Raw genomic sequence first — 13,207 nt, 5'->3', positions numbered from 1 at the left:
CAAACTAACGTGATCCGGCTATAGCGCAAACCGCTCAGTGGCTGCCGCGGCAGATGACGATCGGGTTGGAAAGAGCGCTGTCGAAACCGCTGCCCTGGTAGACCTGGACATTCGATGCTCCAGGCGGCAGCGAGAAGCTGCCCTCGACGATTTTCTGGTCGCCGGCCGTCGTGTGCAGAGCCCAGCTGAAGGTGCAGAATTGCGGCGGCGCCTTGGGTTCAACGTGGCTGCAGTTGAGCTGCGCGCCCCCAAGCATCGCCGCCCCGCCGCAACTAATCGCGTCCTTGGCCGCGGCTGGAAAGGCGCACCCGACAAGGCTGGCGACAAGAGTGATTTTGAGCCGGTTCATGGTCTTGCCTTGCTCGAATATAGGTCGGGCCGGCGCCGCCGTGGCCCATGCGAAATTTTTACCAAGCGCCTTAGTCGGTCTTGCGCGCCGCGTCCAGCGGGATTATGTGCATGATGATAATAAGCATGCTTACGAAAGCTTGTCGCCGACTCGATATCCTCCCATGTCCCCCTCACCCTCCATCAGCTTCGTGCTGCACGATGTCGCGCGTCCGTTCGAAAAGCGCTTGATCAATTGCAATCTGCTCGAGGCCCGCGCCCAGCCGGTCATCGACCGGGAGAAAGTCCATGTCTGAATCAACCTCAACCAGAAAGTCCGCCGACGAAGACAATGCCGGCGACAGGGTAAGCGACCAGGTCATCCGCCTGGACAGCCAGCGCGAGCAAAGGCGCGTCACCAACCCGCCGATCGAAGACGATGAGCTGGAAGCGCCCATGGCTCCCGAGCCGGCGGCCCTTGAAGCCCCCTCGGCGCAGCCGAAGCCAGCCTCGGTCACCGTGGCGTCGCCGGCTCCCGTCAAGCCGCGCCGCAGTCTCACCCGACCGATATTGTTTGCACTGCTTCCGGTCGCGCTGGTGGCTGGCGGCTACTATTACGTTGTCGGCGGCCAGGTCATGACCACCGACAATGCCTATATCCAGGCCCAGTCGCTCGGCGTCTCAACCGACGTCTCCGGCACCGTCGACGAGATCGACGTGCATGACAACGACGCGGTCAAGAAGGGCCAGGTGCTGTTCCGGCTGCGGCCGGCCTCCTTCCAGACCGCGCTTGCGGGCGCCGAGGCGCAGCTCGGCACCGTGCGCAACCAGGTGCTGACCTTGCAGGCGAGCTACCGGCAGTCGCTGGCGGCGATCGATCAGGCGCGGGCCGACATTCCCTATTACGAGGCCGCTTTCCAGCGTCAGCAGGACCTGCTCAAGACCTCGACCGCCTCCAAGGCGACCTTCGACAGCGCCCAGCACGATCTCGTCGCCGCGCGCCAGAAGGTGATCGTCGCCAAGGCGCAGGCGCAGTCCATGCTCGCCCAGCTCGGCGGTGACGCCAGCCAGCCGGTCGAGAAGAACCCCTTCTACCTGCAGGCCCAGTCGGCGGTGGACGATGCGCAGCGCAACTTGAACGACGCTATCGTCAAGGCGCCCTTCGACGGCATCGTCACCAATGTCGATGCGCTGCAGGTCGGCAAGTATCTGCCGGCATCGCAACCCGCCTTCAGCCTGGTGTCGTCGACCGATATCTGGATCGCGGCCGAGCCCAAGGAAACCGAGATCACCTATGTCCGGCCCGGGCAGAAGGCGACGATCAGCATCGACGGTTATCCGGGTGACGTCTGGCACGGCACCGTCGGTTCGATCAGCCCGGCTTCGTCGTCCAGCTTCTCGTTGCTGCCGGCGCAGAACACCAGCGGCAACTGGGTCAAGGTCGTGCAGCGCATCCCGATGCGGCTGGCGATCGACGATCCCCAGGGCAAGCCGCCGCTGCGCGGCGGCATGAGCGCCGTGGTCGACATCGACACCGGCCATGCGCGTGGCCTGCCCGACTTCATCACCAATCTCTTCAAGCAATCCGGGTCAAAGTCATGACAACGGCTACCGCGACAGGCGCGCCCGTGGTCGCCAATCGCGGCGCCATCACCGCCTGTGTCATCCTGGCGGTCATCATGCAGGCGCTGGACACCACCATCGCCAATGTCGCGCTGCCCTATATCCAGGGCAGCGTCTCGGCCAGCGCCGACCAGATCAACTGGGTGCTGACCTCCTATATCGTCGCTGCCGCCGTGATGACGCCGCCTTCGGGGTACCTTGCCAACCGTTTCGGCCGCAAGCGCATCCTTCTGGTGGCGATCACCGGCTTCGTCGCCGCCTCGGTGCTGTGCGGTTTTGCCCAGTCGCTGCCGCAGATCGTCGGCTTCCGCCTGCTGCAGGGCCTGTTTGGCGCCGCCCTTGTGCCGCTGTCGCAGTCGATCCTGCTCGATATCTACAGCGTCGAGGAACGCGGCTCGGCCATGGCGCTATTCGGCGTCTCGGTCATGGTCGGACCGGTGCTCGGCCCGGTCATCGGCGGCTGGCTGACCGAGAATGTCTCCTGGCGCTGGGTGTTCTACATCAACGTGCCGATCGGCGCGCTGGCCTTTTTCGGCGTGTCGATGTTCGTCCAGGAAACCAAGCTCGATCTCAAGGCCAAGCTCGACTGGCTGGGCTTCGGCATGCTCAGCGTCTCCATTGGGGCGCTGCAGATGTTCCTCGACCGGGGCGAGCAGCTCAACTGGTTCTCGTCGGCGGAGATCGTCGTCGAGGCGCTGGTCTGCGCGTCGGCCTTCTACATCTTCATCGTCCACACCTTCACCGCCCGCAACACTTTCGTGAACCCGAGGCTGTTCCTCGACCGGAATTTCGCCGTCGGCATGATCTTCATCTTCATCATCGGCGTCACCTATCTCGCCTCGCTGGCGTTGATGACGCCCTATCTGCAGACGCTGATGGGCTATCCGGTGGTGACGGCCGGCATCGTCATGGGTCCGCGCGGCCTCGGCACCATGGCGTGCATGTTCCTCGTCGGTCGTCTCGTCGGCAAGGTCGACACGCGCTGGCTGCTGTTCATCGGCCTCGCCATCACCGCCTGGGCGATGTACGACATGACCGGCTGGACGCCCGCTGTCTCGCAATGGACGATCATCAGCACCGGCTTCATCCAGGGCGCCGGGCTGGGCTTCCTGTTCGTGCCGCTCACCACCATTACCTTCGCCACTTTGGCGCCGGAGCGGCGCTCGGAGGGCACCGGCCTCTACAATCTGTCGCGCAACATCGGTTCAAGCGTCGGCATCTCGGTGGTTTCGGCGCTGTTGACACAGAATGTTCAGATCAATCACGCCAACATCGCCACCTATGTGACGCCCTTCAACCAGGCGTTCAGCGATCCTGCGGTCTCGCAGGCGCTGAGCCCGTACACCGCCGCCGGCCGCGCCGCGCTCGACAATCTGGTCACGCTGCAGGCGACGATCATCAGCTATGTCGACGACTTCAAGCTGATGATGATCCTGTCGCTCGCGGCCATCCCGCTGGTGCTCTTGCTGCGCAAGCCCGGCACGCCGGCCAAGGTCGACCACAGCGCCGTCATGGAATAGCGGTTCGAAAAGCCGACCGCTCCACGACACAAAGTTCCAGAGACAAGGTCCTGTCATACAGGGCTGAAAGCTTAGACCGGGGCTCCGCCGCGAGCCCCGGTCCGCCGGGACGGCCTCCCAAACACCGGCGTTATCGCGCCGGAAGCCACCCGGGCCTTTTGGGGGACGTGAAGATAACGAGGTCACCCGGCGCGGAGTTTCACGGCCCGCATAATTTTCTGAAAATTGTAGCCGCCGCCCACCATCGGCGGGCAACAAGAAACCCGGCCAGGGCCGGGTTTTGCATCAGAACAATTCCAGGAAAACTGTGAGCGGTTAAGTTCGGCGACTTCGCCGTAAACCTCCGTCAGGAATTGCGTCAAAGCAGAGAGTTAGAGCGTTCGCCGTTTCCGCGAAACGGTGAGCGCTCTAGGAAGATAGGGGCGCCGGCTATTCCGCCGGCGATGGTTTCTTGCGGAACAGCGCCGTCAGATTGTCCCACAATTCGATCTTGGCGCCCTGGCGCTTCATGATCACGCCCTGCTGCAGGATCGACAGCGTGTTGTTCCAGGCCCAGTAGATGACGAGGCCGGCCGGGAACGAGCCCATCATGAAGGTGAAGATCACCGGCATCCAGGTGAAGATGGCGGCCTGCGTCGGGTCCGGCGGCGTCGGGTTCATGCGCATCTGCAGGAACATGGTGATGCCCATGACCACCGCCCAGGCGCCCATATGCGGCAGGAAGGCGGGCGCCGCGAACGGTATCAGGCCGAACAGGTTGAAGACCGAGGTCGGATCCGGCGCCGCAAGATCATGGATCCAGCCGAAGAACGGCGCATGCCGCATCTCGATGGTGATGTAGAGTACCTTGTAGAGCGAGAAGAACACCGGGATCTGCAGCGCCACCGGCCAGCAGCCGGCGAGCGGATTGATCTTCTCGGTCTTGTAGAGTTCCATCATCGCCTGTTGCTGCTTCATCTTGTCGTCCGCATATTTCTCGCGGATTTCGGTCATCTTCGGCTGCACCTTCTTCATGTTCGCCATCGAGGCGTATGATTTGTTGGCGAGCGGGAAGAAGATGGCTTTGACGATGACGGTGGTGGCGAGGATCGCCAAGCCGAAATTGCCGAAGAATTTGTAGAGCGTGTCGATCAGCCAGAACATCGGCTTGGTGATGAAATAGAACCAGCCCCAGTCGATCACCAGGTTGAACTGGCGAATGTGACGGTCAGCCTCATAAGCGTTGATCTTGGCGACTTCCTTGGCGCCGGCGAAGATCTCTGTCTCGACCGTCGCGGACTGGCCGGCACCGACGTTGATTGCATCGGTGAGGAAGTCCGACTGGTAGCGATGACGGCCGTCCTCGAAATAGGCATAGCGCGGCTGGAAGGGCTGCTTTTCGGTGGGCACCAGCGTCACGGCCCAGTATTTGTCGGTGATGCCGAGCCAGCCGTCGGTCGATTTGCCCGGCTTGACTTCCTTGTCCTTTTCGATGGCCGTATATTTGTACTCCGTCAGCCCTTCGGTGCCGGTAACGCCGATCAGGCCCTCATGCAGCACATAGGTGCTGGCGACCGCCGGCTTGTCGTAGCGCGTGACGCGGCCATAGTTGAACAGGCTGACGGCGGCACTTCCCGAATTCTGCACCGTGTCGGAAACGGTGAACATGTAATTGTCGTCGATCGAGATGGTACGCTTGAAGGTCAGGCCCTTGTCATTGGTGTAGGTCAGCGTCACCGGCGTCGACGGGGTCAGCGTCGGGTTGCCGTCAACGCTCCAGACAGTGTCGGAACTCGGCACCGCGCCGGTCTTGTCTGAGCCGACGAAACCGATCTCGGCGAAATAGCCGGTGGGCAGCGCCTGCGGGTTGAGCAGTGATATCTCGGGCGAGTTCTTGTCGACGGTCTCGGTGTAGTGCTTGAGCTTGAGGTCGTCGAGCCGCGCGCCGGTCAGGTTGATCGAGCCTTCGAGGCTCGGCGTGTCGATCTTGATGCGCTTGGTTGCCGCGATGGCCTGGTCGCGGCTGGCGGCAGTGGCGATCTCGCCTCCGGGTGCGGTCGGAATGGCGCCCGAAGCCGGCGCCGGGGTTCCGGCGGCGCTTGGGTTGGTCCCTTGCGCTTCCTTCTTCTGCGCCTCGACGCGCTGCTGCTCGATGCGGGCCTGCTCGCGCTGCTGCTCCATGCGCGGGTTCATGTAGAACACCTGCCACAGAACAAGGATCAACACCGACAGCGCGATGGTGATGAAGAAATTACGGTTGTTTTCCATCGAAGCCCTTGGCCTATCGTGTTCCGCGCAATCGGCGGGAAAGCTCGGCCTTCAATTGGCCAAACGGAGTGGCAAGCACGTCTTCGCGCCCGACGATGACATAGTCATTTCCGGGCGCCATGTCATCGGCGGCATGGACGCGCACCGCTTCGCGGAGCCGCCGCCTGACGCGATTGCGCACCACGGCGTTGCCGACCTTCTTGGTAACAGTATAGCCGACGCGTGGCGCAAGGTCGTCGCCACGATCGAGAACCTCAACGAGAAAAAGCCGTCCGCGGCGTTTTTCACCGCCGCGCACAGCCAGGAATTCCGCGCGTTTCAGAAGCCGCCCGGGAGTTGGTCCCTTTGGCTTGCCGGTTGCGGGCAACGATCTCGTCTTCCGTTCAGGCGCTGAGCCGCTTGCGGCCGCGGTTGCGGCGAGCTGCGACGACGCCGCGACCACCCTTGGTGGCCATGCGGGCACGGAAACCGTGCCGGCGCTTGCGGACGAGTTTGGACGGTTGGTAGGTACGCTTCATTTGTTTTAATACCGCGGGGTGCGGCCCTTCTTGATTCTGTCACACTGTAACAGGAGCTTTGCCGGGCCGGCTTAGGCGCGATCGAAACCGCGCCGGGACGAATGGCCCGAGCGTGAGCGGGCTTATAGAAAGAAGGCTTTTGGAAGTCAATCCGCCGGTTCATGAGGCATTTTTTCACGTGCCGACAATGAAATTGGCAAAAAAGCCGCAAATCGCATAATCTTGGCCGATCAAGGCTTCGTGAAGACCGCGTCATGACGAGTGAAGCTCTGCCCACCGATGAGAAGGCCAGGCCTGCGGCGGCGAATTCGTCGCGCCGGGTGCCGCTGTCGCGTGGGCTCTCGACCAAGCTTCTGCTGCTCACCATCGTCTTCGTTCTGCTCGCCGAAATCCTGATCTTCCTGCCCTGGATCGCCAGCTATCGTGTGAACTGGCTGAAGGAGCGGCTGAGCACCGCCGCCGCGGTCTCGATCGTGCTTTTGCAGGGCGAGCCCAATTCGCTGTCGCATGCCGCCCAGAACGATGTGCTGATGGCGATCGGCGCCAAGGCGATCGCGGTGCGCGACGGCGGCGTCTCGCGCCTGCTTGTCGTCTCGGATATGCCGCCGCAGGTCGACGAGCATATCGACATCGCCAATGTCGGGCTGGTCAACGGCATGACCGGCGCGCTCGACACCTTGTTCTTCGGCGGCAAGCGCATGCTGCGCGTCTTCGGCCCGGTCGGCGACAGCGACAAGGAGTTCGAGCTGATCATGCCGGACTACCGTCTGCGCGACGCCATGCTCAGATATTCACGCAACGTCGCCTTCGTCTCGCTCTTGATCTCGCTGTTCACCGCCATGCTTGTTTATGCGGCGATCGACCTGATCATGATCGGCCCGATCCGCTCGATGACGCGCTCGATCCTGTCCTTCTCCGAGGCGCCGGACGACCCGAACCGCATCATCTGTCCGACGGAACGCGCCGACGAGATCGGTGTCGCCGAGCGCGAGCTGGCGGAGATGCAAGGTCGGCTGCAGAAGATGCTGTCGGAGCAGAAGCACCTTGCCGATCTTGGCCTCGCGGTGTCGAAGATCAATCACGACATGCGCAATATCCTTGCCTCCGCGCAGCTGATCTCGGACCGCCTGCGCCTGGTCAAGGACCCGACCGTGCAGGCCTTCGCGCCAAAACTGCTGCGCGCGCTCGACCGGGCCGTCTCCTATTCCGAAGGCGTGCTTCACTATGGCCGCACCCAGGAGCCGGCGCCGTCGCGCCGGCGGCTCAGACTACGCCAATTGGTCGACGACGTGCATGGCCTGCTCGACATCGAGCAAGGCATCGAGTTCATCAACGCCGTCGAGCTCGCCTTCGAGGTCGATGCCGATTCCGATCATCTCTTTCGCGTGCTCACCAATTTGTGCCGCAACGCGGTGCAGGCGATGGCGGCCGACACCGAGAGCGCTTTGGTGCGCCGGCTGGCGGTCGCCGCCGAGCGGCAGGGCAGCGTCAGCCGCATCACCGTCACCGACACCGGCCCCGGCCTGCCGCCCAAGGCGCGCGAAAACCTGTTCGCCGCCTTCCGCGGCTCGGCGCGCAGCGGCGGCACCGGTCTCGGCCTGGCGATCGCGCACGAGTTGATCCGCGCCCATGGCGGCACGGTGGAGTTGGTCGAATCGATCGGCGGCCGCACCGTCTTTGCCGTCACCATCCCCGACCAGCCGGTACGGCTGGATCAGGCTCGCAACGGCCTGCGCCGCCCGGCTTGAGCTGAATCTCACCCGGCTTGATCCGCAGGTGACAAAACTTTTGCCGGATCGGCTTGCATTTCCCAAATTCAGTCGTTAGGGAACACGTCTCGTCGCGGCCGGTCGCCAGGATCGGAACGCGGGGCTTGTGTCAAACACGGCCTGTTGCGCGCCCGTAGCTCAGCTGGATAGAGCACCAGACTACGAATCTGGGGGTCAGGAGTTCGAATCTCTTCGGGCGCGCCATTTCCGCTAGATGCCTCGGATCGCAAGCCGTCCTGCTTTCCATTCGCGTTCGTCCGTGAGCCCACGGGAAGCGCGCCATCCAAAAATCAATTGCGAAACAAAATCAGCCGATCTAGCTTGAAACCGATTGCATAGTGCAATCAGATTCGCGAATCTATCATGTGAAAGAATGGGCATGGCGAAGCTTGTCTTCGGAATGAACCAGTCGCTGGACGGCTACGTCGATCACATGGCGTTTGGGCCAAGTCCCACGCTCTTCCGCCATTTCATAGAGGAGGCCGAGGCGCAGGCGGGCAGCCTATACGGTCGCCGGATGTATGAGATCATGCGCTACTGGGACGACGATCATCCTGAATGGGATGCTGAGCGACAAGCCTTCGCGACGGCGTGGCGGAACCAGCCGAAATGGGTCGTCTCGCGATCGTTGAAGACTGTCGGACCCAATGCCCGGCTCGTTGAGGACGATCTTGAGGGCGCTATCCGCAAGCTGAAGGCTGAGCGCGGCGGCGAGATCGAAGTAGCCGGCCCCGACCTGGCGCGAAGTCTCACCGTACTTGGCTTGATCGATGAGTATCGGATCTACCTGCACCCCGTGGTGCTCGGTCACGGCAAGCCCTATTTCGCCGGACCCCGGCCGCCGCTGCGCCTCGTCACCAACGATCGGATCGGCGAAGACGTGGTCAGGTTGACCTACGTTCCAGCGTAATTCGCGCCGCGCTTGGCGCCCTCATCGGATATCGTTCAGGCGGCCGCGCCTCTTTCGAAATGTCCGCGTATTGACATATATGCAAATCACTTATATGTATTATGAATATTACATATGAGCACACCAATGAACGAGACCGACTTCCTCAAGGAATATGACCCCAGCGCCTTTCAGCGCCCGTCGGTCACGGTCGATCTCGTGCTGCTGGGCTTGCGGGAAAGCCGGCCCACAGTGCTGCTCGTCCGGCGCGCTGAGTATCCGCATATCGGACACTGGGCGCTTCCCGGCGGCTTTGTCGGCATCGACGAATCCCTCGACGATGCTGCCGCGCGCGTGCTGCGCGAAAAGGCCGGCATGGCGCATGCGCATCTTGAACAGCTCTACACTTTCGGAGCCGTCGACCGCGATCCGCGCATGCGCATCGTCAGCGTCGCCTATCTGGCGCTGCTCAGCGAGCAGGCCTTGGAGGCGGCGCTGAGCGCGATGCCGGCGCTGCTGCCGGCCGCGATCCAGGTGCCTTGGGCCGGCGAGGCCGGCGGTCCGGTCAATGGGCTGTCGCCGGACAACGAAACGCTGAGCCTTGCCTTCGACCATGCCGACATCCTGGCGACGGCGATGCTCAGGCTGCGCGGCAAGCTCGACTATTCCGATGTCGCCTTCGCGCTGCTGCCCGAGCTTTTCACGTTGCGCCAACTGCAGGATGTGCACGAGGCGATCCTCGGCACGCCACTTAACAAGCCGGCCTTTCGCCGGCGCCAGCTCGACAAGGGCTGGCTGGCGGCAACCGGCGCTCATGAAGCGGGCGCCGCCTATCGCCCGGCCGAGCTTTATCGTTTTCAACGACCCGTGACCAATTGAGGGAGAGACCACCATGGCCACCATCCGCAATTTCGGCTTCTTCGCCCAGCTTCGCAGCGAGGCTAGCAGCCACGTCATCCGTTATCGCAACGGCAGCGCCAGGCAGAGCGGCCGCGGCCTGGTTTTCTGGTTCGTGCCTCAAACCGCCAGCATCGCCGAATTGCCGATGGACGACCGCGAGATGACGCTGTTCGTCAAGGGCCGCAGCCAGGATTTCCAGACCGTGGCCGTGCAGGGCACCATCGGCTGGCACGTCGTCGATCCCGCGCGGCTGGCCGAGCGCGTCGATTTCAGCATCGACTTGCGCAGCGGCAAATTGCGCGGCGAGCCGATCGAGCGCATCCAGGCCCGCATCGCCGGCATCGCCAACCAGGTGGTGCAGCAATATCTCGGCCAAGCGCCGGTGCGGGCGCTGCTTGATGCCGGCCCGGCGCCGTTGCGCGAGCGGCTGCAGGCGGTGGTCGCCGCCGATCCGGCGCTGATCGAAATCGGCGTCGCCGCGGTCGCGGTCAGGCTCACCAACCTGGCGCCGACCAGCGAGCTCGAGCGGGCGCTGCAGACACCGACGTTCGAGGCGCTGCAGCAGAAGGCCGATGAAGCGACCTTCCAGCGCCGCGCTTTGGCCGTCGACAAGGAACGCGCCATCGCCGAGAACGAGCTCGCCAACAAGACCGAGCTGGCGCGGCGCGAGAAGCTGCTCATCGCCGAGGAAGCCGAGAACGCCCGCAACCGCGCAACCGGCGTGGCCGAGGCGCAGCAGATCGAGGCGGGCGCCGAGGCCGAGCGCATCCGCACGGTCGAAGGCGCCAACGCGGAAGCGGAACGCCAGCGCATCGCCATCTACCGCGACCTGCCGCCCGCGATCCTGCTCGGCCTTGCCGCCCAGCAGCTCGCCGGCAAGCTGGACAAAATAGAGCATCTCAATGTGACGCCCGATCTGCTGGCGACCGTGCTCGGCGAGTTCCGCAAGGGACCGGCGACGATCGAGGCCCGCTAAGGGGGTGAACATGGCAGCCAACCGTCCGCGCGCGGTCTTCGTGACGCGCGAGACCGACTACGAGCTTCTGATCGCGCATCACGCCACGCGCGGTCAGGCGCGCTTCTTCCTCGAGACGCGCGGCCAACGGCTGGAAGACGTCGAGGCCAGGCACGACCGCTTCCAGGCCATGCTCGGCACGGCCCGTGGCTCGGTGCCGGCCGACTGGCGCCAGACCCTGGTAACGCGCGCCGATCTCGACCGCTTCCTGTTCGCGCCCGACGATGTCGTCGTCGCCGTCGGGCAGGACGGGCTGGTCGCCAATGTCGCCAAATATCTGAACGGCCAGCCGGTGCTCGGCGTCAATCCGGCGCCGGACCTCTATGACGGGGTCTTGGTGCGGGTCGGCATCGGCCGGCTGGCCAGGCTGCTCGCCGCCAGCGCCGCCGGCGATGTCCAGATGGAATCGCGGACCATGGTCCAGGCCGAGCTCGAAGCCGGCGAGACGCTGCTGGCGCTGAACGAGATCTTCGTCGGCCACCGCAGCCACCAGTCGGCCCGCTACCGGATCGAGGCGGAAGGCAAGGCGGAAGACCATTCCTCCAGCGGCCTCATCGTCGCCTCCGGCACCGGCTCGACCGGCTGGGCACGCTCGATCATGGAGGCGACGCATCTGGAACTCTCGCTCGGCCGCGAGGAGCATGCCGTGGGTTTTTGGGTCCGCGAACCGTTCCCGAGCGTCGCCACCGCCACCAGTTTGCGAGCCGGAAAAATCACCGAATGCCCATTGCTCATCACCTCGCGCATGAACGAGGGCGGCGTCATCTTCGCCGACGGCATCGAACAGGATTTTATTGCGTTCGACTGGGGTCGCCAGGTCCGGCTGGCGCCGGCCTCACGGGCGCTGCACCTGGTCGTCGACGGTTAGAGCGATTTCAGGAAAAGTGTGAAGCGGTTTTCCGTCCGAAATTGCGTCAAAACAAATAGTTAGAGAATTTCGCCGTTTCCATGAAACGGTGAAATGCTCTAGGGCGATTTTCTCACGCTAGCTTGCCAGCTCGCGCCCGCCGGGCGCATCGATCGCCGTTATAGGCATCTAATCGATCGGGCGGATATCCGCGTCGGCAACGCAGTAAGCCGCGTAGCGGAAATCGCGGATGGTCGCGACCTCGTCGCCCCGCCAGCCGATCAGCATGAAGCCACGGACCGCGTTCTCCGCCTGCGGGTTGCGGATCAGGATCGCCGGCCTGCCGTCGACGAAGCCGAGCGACAACGCCCAGTCGCCGGCGCGGTCATAATTGCCGAAATAGGTCGAGGCCTGCTTCTTGCCGCCGAGCCGGAGGCGGTTGACGACCTCGAGCTGGACATCCTCGGCAATCAGCGCCCTGACGGCGTCGAAGTCGCGCGCGTTGAAGAGATCGACATAGCGGCGCAGGCGGCGCTCTTCCTCCGGATCGAGCCTCGGCATGACGACGTCATCGGGCGCTGCCGCCAGCACCTTCAATTCGGCGCGGCCGCGATGCAGCGCCGCCTTGGTGGCTGCCAGCGTCGCGCCCGTCACCGCGCAGGTTTCGGCGAGGCTGAGGCCAAGCACGTCGGTCAAAATCACGGCGCTGCGCTGCGCCAGCGTCAGCTGCATGAAAGCGCGAAGGCTGGCAGCCGCCGCAAGCCTGGCTTCCGCGCTGGCGGAAAAATCCTCTATCGCCGTCATGTCGGCCTCGGTCGTTCGGGAACGTTCCCGCTGGCGGCGGCGCAGATGATCCTGCGCCGCATTGTGCGCGATGCGATAAAGCCACTGCTCGGGGCGCTCGACCAGGGCGCCATCGTCATGCGCGGCAAGCGCCTTCACGACAGCCTCCTGGACGATGTCCTCGCCCTCGATCGCGGAGCCGGCCATGCGGGCGGCATAACGGTGCAATTTGGGGCGCAGGTCGACGAGCATCGCTTCAAGCGCCGAGCGGTCGAAATGTGTTGTGCTCATCGTTGCCGTTCTCGTTTCGCCGGCATGGCTTTCATGCAAGCCCTTGCCGCTCAAGCCGGCAGGATTTCGCCGCCGTCGGTCAGCATATGATAGTCGCCGATAATCTTCGCCTGCGATCGTGCAAGCGGTGTCGAGCGCCGCTCGGCATGATCGGCTCCAAAAGCCTTGAAAGCTTCGAGCCCGGTCAGCGCCGAACTGTCCTTGTCGAAACCGACAAGGTGGATGAACTCGCCATTGTCCAGTTCGAGCACCAGATAGCGCAGGGATTGCGGCTTCGTCTCATCGAGCGCCTCGAACACTTTCGCCACCAGCGTCCGGTTCTCGGCGATTGCAATGTCCTTCACGCCGTAACGGATGAAATTGTGGGTCATCGTCGTCTCCTTCGATCAGTCTGCGAAGGAAAGACGTTCTGGCTCGGCGAAAAGATTCTCGGCCGCCTGCGAATCTTTTCGCCGAGCCGGATCGTCTTTCAGGCGTA

At 63.5% G+C, this 13,207-nt stretch carries 14 protein-coding genes and 1 tRNA gene; 9 read left to right on the top strand and 6 right to left on the bottom strand.

Going from position 1 to position 13,207, the window contains the following annotated elements; translation table 11 throughout:
• Positions 1 to 34 precede the first annotated feature (34 nt).
• A complete protein-coding gene (locus AB6802_RS03710) occupies positions 35 to 349 on the bottom strand; it encodes a hypothetical protein (RefSeq protein ID WP_371008650.1) in 315 nt (104 codons plus the stop codon).
• A 163-nt stretch (positions 350 to 512) separates the two neighbouring features.
• Here AB6802_RS03710 and AB6802_RS03705 point away from each other — a divergent pair, with 163 nt between their 5' ends.
• The 3 genes from AB6802_RS03705 to AB6802_RS03695 are packed head-to-tail and all read left to right on the top strand — an operon-like array spanning position 513 to position 3,470.
• Positions 513 to 644 carry a hypothetical protein gene (locus tag AB6802_RS03705; protein ID WP_371008649.1) on the top strand — a complete coding sequence of 44 codons (132 nt, stop codon included), beginning with the start codon at positions 513 to 515 and terminating at the stop codon, positions 642 to 644.
• The gene (locus tag AB6802_RS03700) at positions 637 to 1,929 is read left to right on the top strand and encodes an efflux RND transporter periplasmic adaptor subunit (protein ID WP_371008648.1); all 1,293 of its coding nucleotides are present in this window, start codon (positions 637 to 639) and stop codon (positions 1,927 to 1,929) included. The genes AB6802_RS03705 and AB6802_RS03700 overlap by 8 nt, the downstream gene beginning before the upstream one ends.
• Entirely contained in the window at positions 1,926 to 3,470 is a 1,545-nt protein-coding gene (locus tag AB6802_RS03695; RefSeq protein WP_371008647.1) for a DHA2 family efflux MFS transporter permease subunit, read from the top strand. Before AB6802_RS03700 ends, AB6802_RS03695 begins: the two co-directional genes overlap by 4 nt.
• A 429-nt stretch (positions 3,471 to 3,899) precedes the next feature.
• Here AB6802_RS03695 and yidC read toward each other — a convergent pair whose 3' ends face one another.
• From yidC to rpmH, 3 genes are read right to left on the bottom strand one after another with little or no spacing between them, the layout of a single operon-like run.
• Positions 3,900 to 5,717 carry a membrane protein insertase YidC gene (yidC, locus tag AB6802_RS03690; RefSeq protein WP_371008646.1) on the bottom strand — a complete coding sequence of 606 codons (1,818 nt, stop codon included), beginning with the start codon at positions 5,715 to 5,717 and terminating at the stop codon, positions 3,900 to 3,902.
• A 13-nt stretch (positions 5,718 to 5,730) separates the two neighbouring features.
• Entirely contained in the window at positions 5,731 to 6,084 is a 354-nt protein-coding gene (gene rnpA / locus AB6802_RS03685; RefSeq protein WP_371008645.1) for a ribonuclease P protein component, read from the bottom strand.
• Between the two features lie 16 nt (positions 6,085 to 6,100).
• Entirely contained in the window at positions 6,101 to 6,235 is a 135-nt protein-coding gene (gene rpmH / locus AB6802_RS03680) for a 50S ribosomal protein L34 (RefSeq protein ID WP_008833937.1), read from the bottom strand.
• 254 nt (positions 6,236 to 6,489) lie between these two features.
• Between rpmH and AB6802_RS03675 the strand changes: the two genes are divergently transcribed.
• The 6 genes from AB6802_RS03675 (at position 6,490) to AB6802_RS03650 (ending at position 11,676) form a co-directional block, all read left to right on the top strand.
• On the top strand, positions 6,490 to 7,983 hold the full coding sequence (locus AB6802_RS03675) for an ATP-binding protein (protein ID WP_371008644.1): 1,494 nt from the start codon (positions 6,490 to 6,492) through the stop codon (positions 7,981 to 7,983).
• 148 nt (positions 7,984 to 8,131) lie between these two features.
• Positions 8,132 to 8,208: transfer RNA gene (locus AB6802_RS03670), tRNA-Arg, on the top strand.
• 175 nt (positions 8,209 to 8,383) lie between these two features.
• Positions 8,384 to 8,914, top strand: a complete 531-nt coding sequence (locus AB6802_RS03665; protein ID WP_371008643.1) for a dihydrofolate reductase family protein — start codon at positions 8,384 to 8,386, stop codon at positions 8,912 to 8,914.
• A 126-nt stretch (positions 8,915 to 9,040) separates the two neighbouring features.
• Entirely contained in the window at positions 9,041 to 9,772 is a 732-nt protein-coding gene (locus AB6802_RS03660; protein ID WP_371008642.1) for an NUDIX domain-containing protein, read from the top strand.
• Positions 9,773 to 9,785: 13 nt separating this feature from the next.
• Positions 9,786 to 10,769 carry a band 7 protein gene (locus AB6802_RS03655; RefSeq protein WP_371008641.1) on the top strand — a complete coding sequence of 328 codons (984 nt, stop codon included), beginning with the start codon at positions 9,786 to 9,788 and terminating at the stop codon, positions 10,767 to 10,769.
• A 10-nt stretch (positions 10,770 to 10,779) separates the two neighbouring features.
• Positions 10,780 to 11,676: a hypothetical protein gene (locus tag AB6802_RS03650; protein ID WP_371008640.1), complete on the top strand. Its 897-nt coding sequence runs from the start codon at positions 10,780 to 10,782 to the stop codon at positions 11,674 to 11,676.
• A gap of 168 nt (positions 11,677 to 11,844) precedes the next feature.
• Here AB6802_RS03650 and AB6802_RS03645 read toward each other — a convergent pair whose 3' ends face one another.
• Both AB6802_RS03645 and AB6802_RS03640 read right to left on the bottom strand, forming a co-directional pair.
• A complete protein-coding gene (locus AB6802_RS03645; RefSeq protein ID WP_371008639.1) occupies positions 11,845 to 12,729 on the bottom strand; it encodes a sigma-70 family RNA polymerase sigma factor in 885 nt (294 codons plus the stop codon).
• 50 nt (positions 12,730 to 12,779) lie between these two features.
• Positions 12,780 to 13,100 (bottom strand): hypothetical protein, encoded by a 321-nt coding sequence (locus tag AB6802_RS03640; protein WP_371008638.1) that lies wholly within the window; start codon positions 13,098 to 13,100, stop codon positions 12,780 to 12,782.
• Between the last annotated feature and the right edge of the window lie 107 nt (positions 13,101 to 13,207).

It is taken from the genome of Mesorhizobium sp. RCC_202, from assembly GCF_041355295.1.
Classification (GTDB): domain Bacteria; phylum Pseudomonadota; class Alphaproteobacteria; order Rhizobiales; family Rhizobiaceae; genus Mesorhizobium.
The sequence above is the reverse complement of the archived record's forward strand: the minus strand, read 5'-3'. Positions and strand labels throughout refer to the sequence as shown.